This window comes from Actinoplanes sp. NPDC051388, assembly GCF_055586225.1.
In genome coordinates this window covers 101,227-118,836 of sequence record NZ_JBVJIP010000003.1, presented here as the reverse complement: position 1 = coordinate 118,836, position 17,610 = coordinate 101,227, and the positions used below count along the sequence as shown (strand labels likewise).

Annotated in this window: 16 protein-coding genes; 8 read left to right on the top strand and 8 right to left on the bottom strand. The window is 70.9% G+C overall.

Going from position 1 to position 17,610, the window contains the following annotated elements; all coding sequences use genetic code 11:
• The first annotated feature begins 44 nt into the window (after nt 1–44).
• The gene (locus ACZ6TI_RS08800) at nt 45–1,160 is read left to right on the top strand and encodes an FAD-dependent oxidoreductase (protein ID WP_465344418.1); all 1,116 of its coding nucleotides are present in this window, start codon (nt 45–47) and stop codon (nt 1,158–1,160) included.
• Here ACZ6TI_RS08800 and ACZ6TI_RS08795 read toward each other — a convergent pair.
• The 7 genes from ACZ6TI_RS08795 to ACZ6TI_RS08765 form a co-directional block, all read right to left on the bottom strand.
• A complete protein-coding gene (locus tag ACZ6TI_RS08795; RefSeq protein ID WP_465344417.1) occupies nt 1,138–1,989 on the bottom strand; it encodes a tetratricopeptide repeat protein in 852 nt (283 codons plus the stop codon). The genes ACZ6TI_RS08800 and ACZ6TI_RS08795 overlap by 23 nt on opposite strands.
• Nucleotides 1,986–4,469: an Hsp70 family protein gene (locus tag ACZ6TI_RS08790; protein WP_465344416.1), complete on the bottom strand. Its 2,484-nt coding sequence runs from the start codon at nt 4,467–4,469 to the stop codon at nt 1,986–1,988. The genes ACZ6TI_RS08795 and ACZ6TI_RS08790 overlap by 4 nt, the downstream gene beginning before the upstream one ends.
• Nucleotides 4,462–4,998 carry a hypothetical protein gene (locus tag ACZ6TI_RS08785; RefSeq protein WP_465344415.1) on the bottom strand — a complete coding sequence of 179 codons (537 nt, stop codon included), beginning with the start codon at nt 4,996–4,998 and terminating at the stop codon, nt 4,462–4,464. The genes ACZ6TI_RS08790 and ACZ6TI_RS08785 overlap by 8 nt, the downstream gene beginning before the upstream one ends.
• Nucleotides 4,995–6,068, bottom strand: a complete 1,074-nt coding sequence (locus tag ACZ6TI_RS08780) for a serine/threonine-protein kinase (protein ID WP_465344414.1) — start codon at nt 6,066–6,068, stop codon at nt 4,995–4,997. The genes ACZ6TI_RS08785 and ACZ6TI_RS08780 overlap by 4 nt, the downstream gene beginning before the upstream one ends.
• A complete protein-coding gene (locus ACZ6TI_RS08775; protein WP_465344413.1) occupies nt 6,065–6,820 on the bottom strand; it encodes an FHA domain-containing protein in 756 nt (251 codons plus the stop codon). Before ACZ6TI_RS08775 ends, ACZ6TI_RS08780 begins: the two co-directional genes overlap by 4 nt.
• On the bottom strand, nt 6,805–8,175 hold the full coding sequence (locus ACZ6TI_RS08770) for a hypothetical protein (protein ID WP_465344412.1): 1,371 nt from the start codon (nt 8,173–8,175) through the stop codon (nt 6,805–6,807). Before ACZ6TI_RS08770 ends, ACZ6TI_RS08775 begins: the two co-directional genes overlap by 16 nt.
• Before the next feature lie 205 nt (nt 8,176–8,380).
• A complete protein-coding gene (locus tag ACZ6TI_RS08765; RefSeq protein WP_465344411.1) occupies nt 8,381–9,163 on the bottom strand; it encodes a DeoR/GlpR family DNA-binding transcription regulator in 783 nt (260 codons plus the stop codon).
• A gap of 112 nt (nt 9,164–9,275) precedes the next feature.
• On the opposite strand from ACZ6TI_RS08765, the gene melA reads away from it, so the two are divergent.
• The 5 genes from melA (at nt 9,276) to ACZ6TI_RS08740 (ending at nt 14,643) form a co-directional block, all read left to right on the top strand.
• A complete protein-coding gene (melA, locus tag ACZ6TI_RS08760) occupies nt 9,276–10,577 on the top strand; it encodes an alpha-galactosidase (protein ID WP_465344410.1) in 1,302 nt (433 codons plus the stop codon).
• Between the two features lie 79 nt (nt 10,578–10,656).
• Nucleotides 10,657–11,547 carry an SIS domain-containing protein gene (locus ACZ6TI_RS08755; protein WP_465344409.1) on the top strand — a complete coding sequence of 297 codons (891 nt, stop codon included), beginning with the start codon at nt 10,657–10,659 and terminating at the stop codon, nt 11,545–11,547.
• An 18-nt stretch (nt 11,548–11,565) separates the two neighbouring features.
• A complete protein-coding gene (locus tag ACZ6TI_RS08750; protein WP_465344408.1) occupies nt 11,566–12,876 on the top strand; it encodes an ABC transporter substrate-binding protein in 1,311 nt (436 codons plus the stop codon).
• 1 nt (nt 12,877) lies between these two features.
• Entirely contained in the window at nt 12,878–13,825 is a 948-nt protein-coding gene (locus tag ACZ6TI_RS08745; RefSeq protein WP_465344407.1) for a carbohydrate ABC transporter permease, read from the top strand.
• The gene (locus ACZ6TI_RS08740) at nt 13,825–14,643 is read left to right on the top strand and encodes a carbohydrate ABC transporter permease (protein WP_465344406.1); all 819 of its coding nucleotides are present in this window, start codon (nt 13,825–13,827) and stop codon (nt 14,641–14,643) included. The genes ACZ6TI_RS08745 and ACZ6TI_RS08740 overlap by 1 nt, the downstream gene beginning before the upstream one ends.
• Here ACZ6TI_RS08740 and ACZ6TI_RS08735 read toward each other — a convergent pair.
• The gene (locus ACZ6TI_RS08735) at nt 14,633–15,529 is read right to left on the bottom strand and encodes a carbohydrate kinase family protein (RefSeq protein ID WP_465344405.1); all 897 of its coding nucleotides are present in this window, start codon (nt 15,527–15,529) and stop codon (nt 14,633–14,635) included. The two genes, ACZ6TI_RS08740 and ACZ6TI_RS08735, sit on opposite strands and share 11 nt — an antisense overlap.
• Nucleotides 15,530–15,764: 235 nt before the next feature.
• Here ACZ6TI_RS08735 and ACZ6TI_RS08730 point away from each other — a divergent pair, with 235 nt between their 5' ends.
• Both ACZ6TI_RS08730 and ACZ6TI_RS08725 read left to right on the top strand, forming a co-directional pair.
• Complete coding sequence (locus tag ACZ6TI_RS08730; RefSeq protein WP_465344404.1) at nt 15,765–16,652, top strand: 1-phosphofructokinase family hexose kinase; 888 nt, start codon at nt 15,765–15,767, stop codon at nt 16,650–16,652.
• Nucleotides 16,653–16,668: 16 nt separating this feature from the next.
• Nucleotides 16,669–17,502, top strand: a complete 834-nt coding sequence (locus ACZ6TI_RS08725; protein ID WP_465344403.1) for a class II fructose-bisphosphate aldolase — start codon at nt 16,669–16,671, stop codon at nt 17,500–17,502.
• Nucleotides 17,503–17,610: the final 108 nt, after the last annotated feature.

The following is a 17,610-nucleotide window of genomic DNA, read 5'->3' as shown; positions in this document are numbered from 1 at the left end:
CAGTATCCGTAGTACAACGATCGTAGTGAACCGAGGGGCACGCCATGGACGTGATCATCGTGGGCGCGGGCATCGGGGGGCTCGCGCTGGCCGGCGGGCTGATTCGCGACGGCCACACCGTGCGCGTGCTGGAGCGTGCGCCCGGCCCGCGCACCGACGGAGCCGCGGTCACCATCTTCAGCAACGGCGCCGCCGCCGCGGACGGACTGGGCGTCTCACTCGACGGGCTGGGCGGCGTGGTGGAGACGCTGGAGTTCTGCACGCCGGACGGTCGCGCCTATGCCCGCGCCGATCTGCGGGAGTTGCGCCGCCGCACCGGTTTCGGGGTGGCCACCGTGCCGCGCGCCGATCTCCTGGCCCGGCTCGGCGACGTCCCGATCACCTATGCGAGCACGGTCGAGGACGTCTCGATCACCGCGAGCGGGGTGGTGGTCACCACCGCCGACGAGGCGAGACACACCGCCGACGTGGTGGTGGGTGCGGACGGCTACCGCTCAGCGGTGCGGCGCGCGACCCTGGGCGGCGCGCCGGCCGCCCGCAACGGCTGGGTGAGTTGGCAGGGCCTGATCAAAGGCGACGAGCTGAGCGGTACGCGAGCCCGCTGCACGGTCGGCCCGGCCGGCCTGTGCGGGCTGATGCCGGCCGGCGAAGGTCTCGTGCAGTGGTGGTTCGACGTGGACACCGCCGCGCCCCCCGGAGTGCCCGCGATCGACTGGCTCACCGCCCGGTTCGCCGGGTACGCCGAGCCGATCCCCACCCTGCTGGCCCGGATCGAAGACGTCCAGGAGTTCCCGCACGTGCTGCATCGGGTGCCGGATCGCTGGGGACACGGCGCCACCACGCTGCTGGGCGACGCCGCGCACGCCTTCCCGCCCTCGCAGGCGCAGGGCGCGAACCAGGCTCTCGAGGACGCCTGGCTGCTCCGCAAGGCCCTGGCCCGCCGGGGCGACCTGGCACCCGCGCTCCGGAGCTACGAGCGCCTGCGCGCCCGGCGCGTCCGGCGAATCTCGAGACTGGCGGCGAGCGAGGTCACCAACCGCCCGCCCGGCGCAGCCTCCCGGACGACCGGACGGCTGCTCGGGCCGGCGCGGTTCGCGCGCCTGCAGCTGGCGATGATCCGACGAGCCAGCAGCGTCCTCAACGCGGAGTCGCCGGACTGACCAGCAGCGTGACCGTGCGGTTGCCCGCCGCCGTCCGATGTGGACCCTGAGACTGATCCGCGCTGGTCAGGGTGAACGCGGTCCACGGCAGGCCGCTCGCCGTCGCCAGGCGGGCGGCCGCCACCTGCGCCCGGGCCAGCGCCACCCGCGACCCGCCCGCGGTCCGGCCGCCCTTCACCGCCACCGCGTGACCGACCACGGTGACCGTCACGTCCGCACCCCGCAGGGCTTTCCCGACCCGGTCGAGCGCGCCGCGTGAGCCGCTCGCCAGCACCTCGCCGCTGATGAAGAGTCCGTCGTCGAAGACCACCCGGACGTCGCCGGGACGCGCCTCGGCGATCACGCCGTCGACGGACAGCCGGCGGGCGAGATCGCCGGTCGGCGCGGCGGTCTCGGTCGGGGCCGGGGTGGACGACGCCGGGGTGGTCGCCTCCGGAGTGGACGGCGCCGACGCCACCGGCGCCGCGATCACCGGCGGCGGCACCACGGCCGGATCCGACGGCCACCACAGCAACGCCCCGCCGACCAGCAGCAACAGCACCACCGCGGCGGCCGACCCGGCCAGCACCACCGGCCGCCGCCGGGCCGGCAGCGACTCGAGCGCCTTCAGCCCGGCGGCCGCCGCCGGATCGTCCGGCGACATCTCGGAGACCTTGCCCCAACACTCCCCCGCCTCCGCGAACTCCCCGCGCTGCGCGTGCATCCGCGCCCGCAGGTCGAGTCCCTCGACGGACTCCGGATCCACCAGCGACAGCGCCCGCTCGAAGTCACCCTCCCGAGCCGCCGAACGGGCCTCGTCCACCGCCAGCTCGGATCGCAGATCGGTCACCGCTGCAGACCGCCGATCTTCCCGGCGACCTCGTGCGGCAGCAGCCGGATGAGGCGCTGGTTGACCGCGTCCAGACCGCGCGGATCCTGGCCCGCGATCGCCTGCCGGCCCTGCGAGATCAGCACGTCGGCCTGCGCGGACACGCCGATCTTCTCGTGCTCCGAGCAGAGCAGGAAGAAGATCTTCACGGGCCAGTCGGGGCTGCGCCGCTCGACCTCGATGAGGAACTCGTTCACCCGCTCGAGCTGAGCCTTGATCGCGCCGCGGTTCTGCGCGTCGATCGCCGCCTGCGAGCGACGCCGCAGCTCGGCCACCTCACGGCGATCCGAGTCCTGCCCGGTCGACGCGGCCGCGTCGTCGGCCACCTCGAGGATCTCGGTCAGCTCCCGGATCAGCTCCGGCAGGCCCACCGCGTCCTCGATCTCGTCGAGCTCGGCGTGGATGTTACGCAGCCGGTCCTCGGCCGTCGCCGCGGCGCCCGCGTCCACTCCGGACGCCTGCACCTGGTCGCGCGCGCCGGACATGGTGCCTTCCTTGTCCAGCTCCTCGATGCGGCGCCGGGCCTCCGGCGACTCGCCGGAGCGGGCCTGGTCGCGCAGCAGCGCCATCCGGCGCTCGGCGTCGTCCAGCATCTCGGTCAGCACCACCGGGTCCGGGGTCCGCACGTCGTCCAGTGCGATCTCCGCCTCGAACTGGGTCTGGATCAGCGGCACGTCGGCCACCACCGTGACCAGGCTGGACGTGTCCACCTCGAAGGTCACCTCGACCTCGCTGCCGGCCGGCAGGTCGATCCGGACGTCCTTGGGCCGGATCTCCAGGATGCCGACCTGCCGGTTCCGGTCGCCGCGGGACCGCTCGCCCTGCACCACCGGGATCCGGATCACCGCGTCGATGTCCGACCGGTTCAGCGGGGTGGAGGTGCGGAACACCTCACGCTCGCGGGTGGGCAGCGTGGCGCCCTTGCGCACCAGCGGGGCGAACGCCCGGTCGGCGAGCTGGATGCCGAGCGAGTGGGCCAGCCGCACCCCGCCGAACTCCACGTTGCGGTGGGTGATGGTCAGGCTGTCCGGGGACAACTTCTGCGGCGTGCCGGTGGCGTCCACCAGCTCGACCGCGAACTTCGCCGTCTGCAGGTCGTCCACGTAGAGCTCGGTGACGAAGGCGCCGCCCGCGTTCGGGGTGATCTTCGGAGTCTTGAACGGCTCGCGTCCGTCCGGGTTGCGGATCGTGATCCCGTACCGGGACCAGTCCACGTCGCCGGACCCGTGCAGCCGCCCGGCCACCGTCGGCGTGTTGATCGTGGTGGCCGGCTCGTACGCCAGCTCGACCGTGAACTCGCCGGCGGCGGGCGTCACCGACACCGTGGTGGGCTTGCGCAGGGTGCTGGCGAAGATGGCCGCGCCACGGGCCACCACGGTGGTCGGGTCGAGGCTGTAATCCAGCTGTATGCCCAGCCCGGAACGCGGGTCGGCGAGCCTCTGCCGCAGGCCCGGGCTGAGCGTCACGCCGCCGACCAGCAGCAGCTTGTCGATGTCGTCGACGTCCAGGCCGCCCTCGGCGAGCGCGCCGCGGCAGAGGTTGATGGCGCGCACGTAGAAGGGCTCGGCGACCCGGTCGATGTCGTCGCGGTGCAGGGTGTGCTCGAACACCCGGGTCTCGCCGCCGTGCAACTTGAGGTCCACCTGCACGTCCACGCTCTGCCGGCGGGAGAGCAGGATCTTCGCCTCCTCGGCGGCCGCCTTGAGCTTGGCGAAGGCGTCCCGCCACGCCGGGTTCTCGCGGTGGAACTCCTCCACCCGCAGCTTCTGCACGACGGCCGGCGCGAGCAGCTTCTCCACGATCGCCCAGTCGATCAGCTTGCCGCCCAGATAGGGGTCGCCGGCGTGGTTGAGCACGCGCAGGTCGCCGTCGCGCTTGCTGACCACCGCCGCGTCGAAGGTGCCGCCACCGAAGTCGAACACCATCCAGTACGCGTTGTCGTCGGCCTTCTGGAAGCCGTAGGCGAACGCGGCCGCGGTCGGCTCCTGCACCAGCGGGCAGGCCGAGGTGAAGCCGGCCAGGGCGGCGGCCTGGCTGGTCGCCTTGTTCTGGTTGAGGGCGAACGCGGCGGGCACCGTGATCACGGCGACCTCCGGCGGCACCCCGGTGTGGTGTGCGGCGTCCGCGCGCAGCGACTTGAGCACCTCGGCGGAGAGCTGCACCGGGGTCATCGTCACGCCGGCGTTCTTGAACGCCCGGGACGCGTCGGCCAGGCCCATCTCCAGCTTGAACTCGGCGGCCGCGTTGTCCGGGTCCTTCTCCAGCTTGTCCCGGGCGGCCCGGCCGACGTCCACCACGCCGGGCTTCGGGATCCACACCGCGGACGGTGTGATGTCCCAGCCGTCGTTGCTCTTGATGACGACCGGCGAACCGTCCTCGACCACCGCGATCGCGCTGTTGGTCGTGCCGAGGTCGATGCCGAAGTCGATCGTGTCACGCATTGCCACCCCCGAGGGTCTCATCAGGCTTGTCATTTTTGATGGGGCATCCGACGATGACCTGTCCCATCTGGATGCGCTGGTCGCGCAGGTATACGGAGGGCCGGACGGTTTCCGTGACGGTCTCCACGGCCAGGTCCGGGTCGTCGTTGAACACCAGGGCTTCCAGCGACCGTCCGGAGTGGAACGTCTCGCCGTCGTGATCGCGGACCACCAGACCGGCATCGGTCAGCGCGTCCTCACACATCCGCAGGTAACGCCCGGCCTGCCGGGCCATCGGCCCACCGCCCTCGTCGGCACGCTGGGCCAGTCGCCGCCGCGCCCGCCACAGGTTGGTGGCCGCGAGGGCCAGCGCTTTGGTGTCCATCGGCTCTTCTTTGGGCAGCGCCGCGATCGTGGCGTCCACGTCGTTGAGCAGCCCGGCGATGCGCACGCGTTGCGTCTCGTCCCAGTCCGGCGGCGGGATCCGGAAGGCCGGGTGGTGCCGTCGCTGCCGCCAGTCGACGCGCAGCCGGTGCCAGCGCGAGGTCACATGATCACCCCCCGGCGCCACAGGGTCAGCGTGGGCAGGTGCCGGTCACGCAGGTGCGGTGACAGGTTCACCGCCTCCTCCAATAGATCGGCGGCGCGTTCGAGGGCGCCGGGTTGGCGGGCGAGGGCGAAGGCTTCGTCGGCAAGGCTCTGGGCGCGGGCGGAGGGCTGATCGGTCGCGGTCTTCTCCGGTACGACCACAGCCCGCGGCTGCGTCTCCAGCGCCGCCCGCCGAGCCTTCAACGCATCGGCCAGCGCGCGTCCGGTGGCCGGCCGTTCCTTGGGATCGAAGGCGAGCATCGACAGCAGGATCTCGTCCAGTTGCGGGTCCACATCGGGGTTGTAGGCACTCGGGGGCAGCAGTTCGCGCTTGAACCGAGCCATCGAGAAGGACGAGAACGCGCCACCGTCGTGATAGGGAATGTGGCTGGTGAGCAGCAGAAACGCGATCGTGCCGATGGACCAGATGTCGCTGGCGCAGGAATAGCCCTTGCCGCCGCGCAGCACCTCGGGCGCCATGAACGCATAGGTGCCCTGCGCGCTCGCCGTCAGCGAGAACGCGTCGGTCCGTTTGGCCAGCCCGAAGTCGCTGATCCGCACCCGCATGCCGGCGCCGTCGTACCCGATCAGGATGTTGGCGAGGGTCAGGTCGCGATGCACGATCGGCGGGCTCAGCTTGTGCGCGGCGGCCAGCCCCTCGGCGATCTGCTCGATGATCTCCACGACCAGCTCGACCGGCACCTCCGAGTGGTGCGCCTTGGCCAGGCGTTCCAGGCTGCCGCCGGCCACGTACTCCATCGTGAAGAACCCGCGCAGGCCGGCCGCGGTCTGCGCGATGTTGGCGTCGAAGAGCCGCACGATGTTCGGGTGGCCGAGGGTGGAGAGCAGCTGCGCCTCGCCGAGCAGCTCCCGCGTCTTCTCCAGCGAGTCGAGCTGCTTGAAGACCTTCATCGCCTGAGCACCGAGATATTCGTGCTTCACCCGGTAGACCTCGGCGAACGCGCCCTCGCCGAGCAGGCGGTCGATGACCAGCGTGTCGGTGACCCGGTCACCGGAGGACAGCAGCGTCATGACGCACCGCTCACGTTGAGCCGGTAACCGATGCCCTTGACCGTCTCCAGGATCTCCGGCGCCGACGGGTCGATCTCGATGCTGCGGCGCACCGCCCGCACCACCCCGGCCAGGTCGGTCCGGGTGTACGACCGATAGGCCGCCCACTCCTCCCGATCGCCCCACAGCGCGGTGATCAACTCGGCGTGATCGCAGGCGACCGAAGCCCCTTCGGCCCCGCGACCGGCCATGTAGCGCAGCAGCTGATGTCCCTGCGGCCGCAACCCGGTGATCGGAATCTCCTTCTCTCCCTCGACGCGGAAGGCGCGGGCGGACACCCAGTCGTAGCGCAGGCTCGGCCCGCTGCGCGGGATGGGCTCGATCACCGCGCCCAGCGGGGCCGGCTGCGTGGTGTGCGGGTCCAGGAAGGTGAGCTCCCAATACATCGGGTCCCCGGCCGGGGTCATGTCGCCGAGGATCAGGATGACGTCGCCGTGCTGGATCCGGCGCCGGCCGACCAGCCGCTCGGTCTCGCCCTGGTGGCGCAGCAGGGTGCCGTTCACGCTCGCGTTGTCGGTCACCATCCAGAGGCCCTCGACCAGGTCCAGGCTGCAGTGCAGCCGGCCGACCCAGTGCTGCGGGTCGGGCGACAGCGGCACGTCCGGCACCTGCTCGGGGGCCTTGCGCCCGATGGTGGCCGAGTTGCCGGTCAGCTCGATGCCGTGCGTGACTCCGTCGGGTGAGGTGATGCGCAGGGCTACCTTCCGGTCCACGACACCGCCTCCGAGTGGGTCGTCGTGTGCGTCACGACCTGCGTCGGCGGCAGCGTGCTGTCATTGCTGCCGTCGCACTGGCCGAGGATCAGGCAGGTCACGATCACGCCGACCACATAGGCCAGCCAGGACCAGCCGCCGCCACCGCCGCCGACCCCGCTGCCGGCGGTGGCGTAGCCACCGCGGATGCCCGAGGTCACCCGGTCGATCTCCTCCTTGGCGCCGGGCATCTCCGCCAGCTCGTGTCGCATCCGCGCGGCGAACTGGTGCGCGGCGGCCCGATTGCCCTGCGCGGCGAGCTGCTGGATCAGACCGAGACCGGCCTGGAAGTTGTCCGCCGAGGCGTGGATGATGTCACGGTTCTCGGTGATCGTCTGCTTGGTCACCACGTTCGTGGCGTGCTGGGCGGCGCGGTCCAGCAGGGCGTCGAAACGGTCCTCCTTGAGCGGCCCGAACACCTCGAAGAGCCGGTTGGCGCAGTTGTTGAAGCTGATCGCCACCTGGTCGCTGGCATTCGCCGTGCGCCGGTTGTGGTCGGACGGCAGCAGGTCGCGCAGCCGCCGCATGGCGCCGGAGGCCAGGGCGTCGACGCTGCGGATGGCGTCCTCGATGTCGCCCTCCTGCAGCAGCACCCGGACCTCGCTGACCCCGGTCTCGACCGTCTTGTAGAGCGGCTCCGCGGCCTCCTCGAGCAGGTCGCCGCCGAGCTGAGCCCGGCCGGGCCAGGTGCGCGCATAGGTGGCCAGACGATAGGGCCGGTCGGCGTTCACCGCAAGGTCGACCAGCGGACGCAGCAGCGCGTCGGGCAGCCGCAGACGCAGCGAGTCCACCACGGACTCGTCGATCCGGCGATCGTCGATCTTGCGGACCCGGTGCCGCAGGTGGTCCCAGGTGGCGGCCCGGCGCAGCACGCCGTCCCACTTCTTGGACGCCTCGGCCCACAGCTGGTCGAGGTCGCGCTTCTCCGCCGGGTCCGGGTCGCCGTCCAGCCGCAGCTCCTGATCGAGGGCCTGACCGTGCGCGATCGCCGCGCTGTCGTGCTCGCTGTGCAGCGTGGCCGGGCACGAGCAGTCCGCGCCGGGCACGTCCCACAGCCAGAAGAGCTCGTCGATCAGCCGCCGCCGCGGGTCCTCGAGCAACTGGTCGAAGGCGGCCTTGACCTGGTCCGGGTCCACGTCCACCGGCACCCGGTCGACGTCGGCGCCCATGCTCAGCGCGGTCACCACCTGCTGCCGGCGCTGCCGGATCGTCCGCCGGTCGGCCGTGGTCGGCAGGCCGGACACCCGGAAGGCGTTGAGCCGGTAAAGGTCCGGCCCGGCGACTGTGTTGAGCACGTCCGCCGTCGCGTCGGTCATCGCCACCCACCCCGTAAAAGTCAGTCCGTTCGCTGTTACTCAAGTCTGGACTGCGCGGTCACGCAAGAGCGATGGGAGGCAGTTGGAAATCGCATGGATGACCGGTTCAGGCCAGCCGCATCTATCGGCCGCAACCAACGGCAATCATTTCACAGTGGACGATCGACTTCGGATCACGCAGGACTGTTGACAGAAACGCCGCGGGTCACTCGCCCGCGACGATCACCTCGGTGCCCAGGCGACGGATCGCCTCGACCCCGGCCGGGTCCGCGCTGGCGTCGGTGACCAGGGCCGCAACGTCGGTGACCGGGCAGATGCCGGCCAGGCAGACCTTGCCGACCTTGGAGCCGTCGGCCACCACGATCACCCGATCGGCGCGCTTGATCATGACCGCGTTCGTGTTCGCCTCGATCTCGTCGTGCGTGGTGAGACCGCCGCGCGCGCTGATCCCGTCCACGCCCACCACGGCCACCGCCATGTTCAGCCCGGCCAGCGCCTGGTCCGCGATCGGACCCACCAGTTCATACGATTGAGTGCGCGACACCCCGCCGGTCATGATCAGTTTCAGCCGGGGACGCAGCGCCAGCTCGGCCGCGATGTTCAGCGCGTTGGTCACCACGGTCAGGTCCACCCGCTCGGCCAGCAGCCGGGCCAGCAGGTGGGTGGTGGTGCCGCCGGTCAGGCCGAGGGTCAGCGGGCCGCGCGGCAGCAGCTCGGCCACCTTGCGGGCGACCAGCGCCTTCTCCTCGCGGTGCTGGCCGACCCGATAGCGCACCGGCAGCTCGTAGGCCACGTCCACGGCGACCGCGCCGCCGTGCGTACGGGAAAGAAGCCGTTGATCCTCGAGCACCTGAAGGTCGCGCCTGATCGTGGCGGGCGAGACCCGGAACTCGGTCGCCAGGTGACCGGCGTCGACCGAGCCGTTGCTGGCCACCCGTTCCAGGATCGCGGACACGCGGTCGGCGCGGCGCAACGTGCTCTGCGGCATCGAACACCTTTCCAGACGCGGATTGATCAAACGCGCAGTCACTGTAGTTCGTTTCCAAGCGATTGAACAGATTTGCTTGCGCGTTCGCCTGCGACCTCATCAGAATCCGGCCATGACTGTGATCGCGTTCCTCGGCGCCGGCAGTGTGGTCTTCACCCGCGAGCTGCTCGCCGACATCCTTTCGTTCGACGAGCTGCGCGAGGTGACGCTGGCGCTGCACGACATCGATCCCGAGCGCCTGGAGACGGCCGAGGTGATCGCCCGGCGCACCAGCGAGCAGCTCGGCGCCAAGCCGGTGATCACCACCAGCCTGGACCGGCGCGCGGTGCTCGACGGCGCCGACTTCGTGATCAACTCGATCCAGGTCGGCATGCACGCGGCGACCGTGCGCGACTTTGAGATCCCGGCGAAATTCGGGCTGCGGCAGACCATCGGCGACACCCTCGGAGTGGGCGGCATCTTCCGTGCGCTGCGGACGTTTCCGGTGCTCGCGGGCATCGCCGCGGACATCCGGGAGCTGTGCCCGGACGCCTGGCTGCTGAACTACACCAACCCGATGGCGATGAACATCGGCTATCTCGCGGCGACCGTGCCCGAGCTCAAGGTGGTCGGCCTGTGCCACTCGGTCTACTGGACCGTGCGCGACCTCGGCGGCCTGCTCGGAGTGCCGTTCGAGGAGATCGACTACACCGGCGCCGGGGTCAACCACCAGGCCTGGCTGCTGCGCTTCGAGCATCGCGGCGAGTCGCTCTACCCGCGGCTGGACGAGCGCCTCGAGCGCGATCCCGAGTTGCGCCGGCGGGTCCGGATGGACATGTACCGGCGGCTCGGCTACTTCCCCACCGAGACCAGCGAGCACTCCTCCGAGTACGTGCCCTGGTATCTGCACGACGAGGCGGAGATCGAGCGGCTGCGCATCCCGGTCGGCGACTACCTGGGGATCAGCGCCGGGAATGTCGCCGAATATCACGCCACCCGCAAGTCCCTGCAGGCCGGCGAGCCGTTGGACGTCAGCCGCGACGCGACCGAATACGCACCGCAGGTCATCCACAGCATGGTGACCGGTCAGCTGCGCCGGATCCACGGCAACGTGGCCAATCACGGGCTGATCAGCAACCTGCCGGAGGGCTACGCGGTCGAGGTGCCGTGCGTGGTGGACAGCCTGGGCCTGCGGCCCGAGCGGGTCGGCGCGCTCCCGCCGCAGTGCGCCGCGGTGAACCGGAGCTTCGTCAGCGTCGGCCAGCTCACGGTGGCCGCGGCGGTGGACGGCGACCCGAAGATGATCCGCCGGGCCGCGATGGTCGATCCGAACACCGCCGCCACGTTGAGCGTGGACGCCATCTGGGCGCTCTGCAACGAACTGGTCGAAGCGCACCGCGAGCTGTTGCCGGAAAGACTGCAAGCGGTCCTGTAACCGACTAACGCGCAACGCAGAATGTTCGTTTGTCAGCGACACCTTGTGAAGTGATCACAAACGAGCATAATCGGCGACCATGACGCATACCACGGCCGAGATTGCCAGCCAGCCCAAGACCTGGGAGCAGGCATCGGACCGAGCCGACGAAGCGCGCGAGGCGTTCGCGGCCCCTGGCGAGCGGATGCTCGTGCTGGGCTGCGGCACGTCCTGGTTCGTCGCGCAGAGCATCGCCGAGCTACGCGAGTCGGCCGGCCTGGGCGAGACCGACGCGGTCTGCGCCTCGGAATACGTGCCGCGGCGCCGGTACGACCGGATCGTCGCGATCACCCGCTCGGGCACCTCCACCGAGGTGCTGGACGCCCTGCGCCGGACCCCGGCCGGCGTGCACAAGGTCGCGGTCACCGCGGTCACCGGGATGCCGGTCGACAAGCTGGCCGACGGCAGGCTGCTGCTGGACTTCGCCGACGAGCGCAGCGTGGTGCAGACCCGCTACCCGACCACCGTGCTGGCGCTGGCCCGCGCGGCGTTCGGCGAGGACCTGACCCACCTGGTGGCCGATGGTCACGCCGCGCTCGAGGCGCCGTTGCCGGCCGACCCGGCGGACATCGAGCACCTGGTCTTCCTGGGCACCGGCTGGACCGTCGGGCTGGCCCACGAGGCCGCGCTCAAGGTGCGGGAGGCGGCGCAGGCGTACTCCGAGTCGTACCCGGCGATGGACTTCCGGCACGGGCCGGTGGCGGTGGCCGGGCGCAGCAGTCTGGTCTGGTCGTTCGGCGGCGTGCCGGCCGCCCTCGACGACGTGGCTCGATCGGCGGGCGCGAAAACGCACCGCGATCGGTTGGATCCCCTCGCGCAACTCGTGCTCGCCCAGCGTTTCGCGCTGGCCCTGGCCGCGCACCGCGGCCTCGACCCCGACCGTCCCCGACTGCTCACCCGATCCGTCGTCCTCTCCGACGCCATGGCTTGATCGAAACGAGGTACTGGGATGTCCCCCTTCCGGCAAGGCCGCCTGCTCGCGGCCTTGAGTGCGACCCTGTTGCTGTCGTCCGCCTGCATGGGCGGCACAACCGATGACGGAAAGGACGCGGCCGCCGGATACGACCCGAACGCCGCCGTCGAAATCACCTGGTGGACCGGCCAGACCACGGAGGCCCAGAAGGTCGCCGAGGGACTCGCCGCGGAATATCACACCGCGCACCCGAACGTGACCGTCAAAGCGTCGCCCGGCGCACCCACCACCGACGACCTGCTCGCGAAGCTCTCGGCCGGTTTCGCCGGTGGCACCTACCCGGACATCTCCTACGCCTTCGGCAACTGGGCCGGTGACCTCGGCGCCAGCGGCAAGACCCAGGACCTCACCTCGTTCGTGAACGACCCCTCCTTCAAGTGGGCGGAGATGCCGTCCGCGGCCCGCGAGGTGGCCACCGCCAACGGCAAGGTGATCGGCGTGCCGGCCCTGGTCGACAACCTCGCGGTGATCTACAACAAGGACCTGTTCGACGCGGCCGGACTGCCCTACCCCAAGGACGACTGGACCTGGGAGGACTTCCGGGCGACGGCCAAGAAGCTGACCGACGCGTCGAAGAACCAGTACGGCACGGCGTATTCGGTCTCCGGCAGCGAGGACACCACCTGGCACCTCTGGCCGCTGCTCTGGCAGAACGGCGGCGAGATCCTGGACGGCAACAAGCCGGTCTTCAACTCGGACGCCGGCGTCAAGGCGCTCGAGACGCTGCGCGCGATCGCGGTGGACGACAAGTCGATGTACCTGGACCAGACCGACGAGAAGTACGGCCCGCTGTTCAACAGTGGCCGGGTCGGCATGATGATCTCCGGGCCGTGGTCCCTGCTGGATCTGCAGGACGCCGAGTTCAAGTACGACGTGGCCCTGCTGCCCGGCGTCAACGGCGACCACCAGACCGTCTCCGGCCCCGACCTGTGGGTGCTCTTCGACCACCAGGACGCCAACAAGGCCGGCGCCGCCCGTGACTTCGCCAAGTGGCTGACCAGCGCGGAGACCGACGCCAAGTGGAACCTCGCGGTGGGCAACCTGCCGCTGCGCACGGTCGAGAAGGACACCCCCGCGTTCGCCGAGTACACCAAGACCTACCCCGGTGGTCAGAAGTTCTTCGACAACCTCGCCAACGCCAAGAAGGCCCGCCCGACGGTCGCCGGCTACGAGGTGCTGTCCCGCAACGTCGGCGACGGCATCGCGAAGGTGCTGCAGGGCGCGGCCACCCCGAAGGAGGCCCTGGACGAGGCGGCCCGCAAGTCCGCCGACGCCGTGGGGCAATGACATGGCGCTGACCTTCGCGGCCGGGCCACGCGCTGATGCTCCGCCGCCCACCCATCGGCGGGTCGACACGCAGGGCCGGGTGATGCGCCGCAACCTGACCGGTTGGGCGTTCGCCGGCCCGGCCACGGTCCTGGTGGTCGGACTGTCGATCTTCCCGGCGGTGTGGGCGTTCTTCATCTCCCGCGCCCGGTGGAACGGCATCGCTCCGGCCACCCAGGTCGGCTGGCAGAATTACGAGCGGCTGGCGACCGATCCGGACATGCTCGCCGCCGCGCGGCACACGTTGCTGCTCACCGTGTTGTTCGTGCCGTCGTCGATCGTGCTGGGCGTGATCATCGCGGTCGCGCTCAACCAGCGGATCCGGCTGATCGGGTTCTATCGCACCTGCATCTTCGTGCCCTATGTGGCCTCCGCGGCGGCCACCGGCATCCTGGCCAGCTTCGTCTTCAACCCGCAGTTCGGCTCGGCGAACGAGGTGCTGCGGGTGGTCGGGCTGCCGACCCAGCAGTTCCTGGAGAGTCCGGGCCAGGCGATGTTCGTGATCGCGATCATCGCGCTCTGGGGCGAGATCGGCTTCACCTCGGTGATCTATCTGGCCGCGCTGCAGGACATCCCGCGGGAGCTGGTCGAGGCGGCCCGGATGGACGGCGCCAGTCCGTGGCGGGTGTTCCGGCACGTGACGATGCCGGAGCTCAAGCCGGTGACGGTGTTCGCGGTGATCTGGCAGACGATCACCGCGATGCAGTTGTTCGACCTGATCTACACGACCACCCGCGGCGGCCCGCTGAACAGCACCCAGACCGTCGTCTACTACATCTACGAGCTGGCCTTCCAGACCCAGCGGCTGGGCTACGGCGCGGCCGCCGCGTACCTGTTGTTCGCGGTGACCATGCTGCTCTCACTGCTGGTGATCTGGTACGGCCGGCGTCGCGGACAGGAGGCGTTCTGATGCGCCGGCTCCCGTTCAACCCGTGGCATCTGCTGCTGATGCCGCTGGCCCTGATCTTCGTGCTGCCGCTGGTTCAGATGGTGCTGACGTCCTTCATGTCCACCGCGGAGATCAACCAGTTCCCGCCCAAGCTGATCCCGACCGCCCTGCACCTCGAGGGCTACCGGGCGCTGCTGACCGAGACGCCGGTGCTGCGCTGGTTCGCGAACACCGTGCTGGTGTCCGCGGTCAGCGTGGGCGCCCACCTGGTGCTGTGCTCGCTGGCCGGCTACGGCTTCGCCCGCCTCAAGTTCGCCGGCCGGGGACTCGCGTTCGTGCTGATCCTGGCCACCGTGATGATCCCGATCCAGCTGCTGATGATCCCGACCTACCTGATGTTCACCCGGCTGGGCATCGTGGACACCCTGGCGTCCGCGTTCGTGCCCTGGCTGGCGTCCGCGTTCGGCATCTTCCTGATGCGGCAGTTCTTCCTGGGCCTGCCGGTGGAGCTGGAGGAGGCCGCCCGGCTGGACGGCGCGGGCACGTTGCGCACCTTCCTCAGCGTGGTGCTGCCGCTGGCCCGGCCGGCAATGGCCACGCTGGCCATCTTCACGCTGCTGTCCAGCTGGAACGACCTGCTGTGGCCGCTGATCGCGATCAGCGACGACAACCGCTTCACCCTGCAGATCGGGCTGGCCAGCTTCCAGGGCACCCGGCGCACCGAGTGGTCGCAGCTGATGGCCGGCAACGTGATCGCGACCATGCCGCTGATCCTGGCGTTCCTGTTCGCTCAGAAGAAGTTCATCGCCACGATGTCATTTACGGGTCTCAAGGGTTGATCTCCGCCCGGGTGGCCTGCGCGGCGGTGCCGCCGGCCGCCCGGGTGCTCAGCGAACCGGCCGCCGCCGCCCAGGCCACCGCCTCGGCGACCGGGCGGCCGCCGAGCATGGCGGCCAGGAACCCGGCGTTGAAGCTGTCCCCCGCGCCGGTGGTGTCCACCACCTCGACGACCCGGCCCGGCGCGCGGCACTCGCCGCCCGGCCACCAGGCCCGCGCGCCGCGGGCGCCGTCCTTCATCACCACCGTGGTGCCGGTCTTCAGCAGCTGGGCGGCGGCCGCGGACACGTCCGGTTCGCCGGTCACCGCGCACAGCTCGGCGGCGTTCGGCAGGAAGACGTCGGTGTGCTCGAGGATCTCGGTGATCGACGCCCATTCCTCGGCCGGATCCCAGTTGGTGTCCAGCGAGGTGGTGATGCCGCGCTCGCGCGCGCGGGCGAAGACACCGGCCAGGCCGCCGGCCAGCCGCGGCTGCAGATAGAGCGAGGCGACGTGCAGATGCCGCACGCCCGCGAGCCGCTCGTCGGTGACGTCCTGCGGGGTCAGCGCCGGGATCGTGCCGGGCAGCGTGAGGATCGCCTTGTCGTCCACTTCGGACAGGATCACGCTGAGGCCGGTCGGGGTCGGGCCGGCGGGCACCTCGCGCAGGTCCACGCCGCGCTCGCGCAGCCAGCCGCGGGTCACCTCGCCGAAGACGTCCGCCCCGATCGCGGTGAGCAGCCCGGTGTGCAGGCCCAGCCGCGCGCAGCCGGCCGCGGTGATCGAGGCCGAGCCGCCCAGCACCAGGTCGGCGGCGGTGAGCAGCTGCTCGGCCTGGCCGAACCGCGGGCGCACGTCGCCGCGCAGGATCAGGTCGGGATTCGCGTCACCCACCACGAGCACGTCCACTGTCGCTCCTCTGCACTGTTCAAACGCGCAATCTGGATTGCGCGAATGTCAGAAAACAAGGCTCGCGAGCACGATACGCGCACAAACGACTGTTGACAGCTGTGCGTTCGATCAGTTGGAATCGAACCCGACGCGTGATCATGCCCAGCCGGTTCACCCCGGCACACCGGTCGCCAGGGCGCTTCCCCTCGCCCGAGGCGGGGCTGACTCGCCAACCCCGCCGGAGCGCCCGCCGATGATCCTCACGGTCACCCTCAACCCGGCGCTCGACCTCACCTATGCGGTCGACGCGCTGCTCCCGCACGCCACCCACCGGGTGTCCGCGGTGACCGAGCGGCCCGGCGGCAAGGGCCTCAACGTGGCCGCCGTCCTGCACGCGCTCGGCGAGGACGTGCTGGCGACCGGCCTGCTGGGCGGCACGACCGGCGCGCGCGTCGAGGAACTGCTCGCCCGCGAAGGCATTCCGGCCTCCCTCCGGCACATCGATGGTGAGACGCGGCGCACGGTCGCGATCGCCGACCCGATCGACGCCACCGGCTTCTGGGAACCCGGCCCGGTGGTCCGCGACCCCGAGTGGCGCGACTTCGTCGCCCATTTCCGCGACCTGCTGCCCTCCGCGGCGGCGGCGGTGCTGTCCGGCTCCCTGCCACGCGGCGTGCCCTCCGACGCGTACGCGACGCTGATCGCGATCGCCACCGACGCCGGAGTGCCGACCGTCCTGGACACCAGCGGCGAGGCGCTGCGACTCGGCCTGGCCGCCCGCCCGCACATCGCCAAGCCGAACGCCACCGAGGTGCACGCGCTGCTGCCGGGCGGCGACCACCGGGCCGGGGCGGAGCATCTGCTGCGGCTCGGCGCCCGGGCCGTGGTGCTGTCCCGCGGGGCGCAGGGGCTGCTCGCGGTCACCGCCGACGGCGCCTGGGAGGTCGCGCCGGTGGAGACCGTCACCGGCAACTCGACCGGCGCCGGGGACGCGTGCGTGGCGGCGCTCGCGCGGGGGCTCGCCGCGCGTACGCCGATGGATCTGCTGCTCGCCGACGCGGTCGCGCTCTCCGCGGCCGCCGTGGCCGCGCCGACCGCCGGCGCCTTCGACCCGGACGCCTACCGGCGCTGGTCCCGCTGAACCAGGAGGACACCAGATGCTCACCCCCACCGGCGAGATCGTCGCGGCGGCCCGCGCGGCCGGCGTCGCGGCCGGCGCGTTCAACGTGATCACCGTCGAGCACGCCGAGGCGATCGTGACCGGCGCGGAGAACGCCGGCCGGCCGGTGATCCTGCAGATCAGCCAGAACGCGGTGCGGTTCCACCACGGCCGGCTGGCGCCGATCGCGGCCGCCGCCCGCAGCATCGCGGACACCGCCAAGGTGCCGGTCGCCCTGCACCTGGACCACGTCGACGACGACGAGCTGGTGGATCAGGCCGCGCCCAACGGATTCGGCTCGGTGATGTACGACGCGTCGAAGCTGCCCTTCGCGCAGAACGTCGCCGCCACCCGGGACGCCGTCCGCCGGTGCCACGCGCAGGGGCTGTGGGTGGAGAGCGAGCTCGGCGAGATCGGCGGCAAGGACGGCGCGCACGCTCCGGGCGTGCGCACCGACCCCGCCGAGGCGGCCGCGTTCGTGGCGTCGACCGGGGTGGACGCGCTGGCCGTGGCGGTCGGCTCGGCGCACGCGATGCACACCCGCACGGCGCGCCTGGACCACGAGTTGATCGCCCGGCTGGGGGTCGCGGTGCCGGTCCCGCTGGTGCTGCACGGCTCGTCCGGGGTACCGGACGACGAACTGATCAGTGCGATCAAGGCCGGCATGGTAAAGATCAACATTGGCACGGCCTTGAACACCGCGTTCACCGGCGCGGTGCGCGAGGTGCTGGCCGCCGACCCGGCGCTGGTCGATCCCCGGAAATACCTGGCCGGTGCACGATCGGCGATGGCCGAGACGGTGACCGTGCTGCTGGGGGTGCTCACCCGCTGAGGGTGCGCTGTTCAATCGAACGTCACCGAAGGGATGACGGCTCGTTGCCGGGCAGGCACCGCCCCTCCATAGTGTTCCCAGGCTTCATCCGGTGGGGAAACGGGGCAG

Bases quoted from the DNA above. Each gene is read 5' to 3' on its own strand.
- ACZ6TI_RS08800 (WP_465344418.1), top strand. From the start codon at position 45: ATGGACGTGATCATCGTGGGCGCGGGCATCGGGGGGCTCGCGCTGGCC.
- ACZ6TI_RS08790 (WP_465344416.1), bottom strand. From the start codon at position 4,469: ATGCGTGACACGATCGACTTCGGCATCGACCTCGGCACGACCAACAGC.
- ACZ6TI_RS08780 (WP_465344414.1), bottom strand. From the start codon at position 6,068: ATGACGCTGCTGTCCTCCGGTGACCGGGTCACCGACACGCTGGTCATC.
- ACZ6TI_RS08770 (WP_465344412.1), bottom strand. From the start codon at position 8,175: ATGACCGACGCGACGGCGGACGTGCTCAACACAGTCGCCGGGCCGGAC.
- ACZ6TI_RS08765 (WP_465344411.1), bottom strand. From the start codon at position 9,163: ATGCCGCAGAGCACGTTGCGCCGCGCCGACCGCGTGTCCGCGATCCTG.
- melA (WP_465344410.1), top strand. From the start codon at position 9,276: ATGACTGTGATCGCGTTCCTCGGCGCCGGCAGTGTGGTCTTCACCCGC.
- ACZ6TI_RS08755 (WP_465344409.1), top strand. From the start codon at position 10,657: ATGACGCATACCACGGCCGAGATTGCCAGCCAGCCCAAGACCTGGGAG.
- ACZ6TI_RS08750 (WP_465344408.1), top strand. From the start codon at position 11,566: ATGTCCCCCTTCCGGCAAGGCCGCCTGCTCGCGGCCTTGAGTGCGACC.
- ACZ6TI_RS08745 (WP_465344407.1), top strand. From the start codon at position 12,878: ATGGCGCTGACCTTCGCGGCCGGGCCACGCGCTGATGCTCCGCCGCCC.
- ACZ6TI_RS08740 (WP_465344406.1), top strand. From the start codon at position 13,825: ATGCGCCGGCTCCCGTTCAACCCGTGGCATCTGCTGCTGATGCCGCTG.
- ACZ6TI_RS08730 (WP_465344404.1), top strand. From the start codon at position 15,765: ATGATCCTCACGGTCACCCTCAACCCGGCGCTCGACCTCACCTATGCG.
- ACZ6TI_RS08725 (WP_465344403.1), top strand. From the start codon at position 16,669: ATGCTCACCCCCACCGGCGAGATCGTCGCGGCGGCCCGCGCGGCCGGC.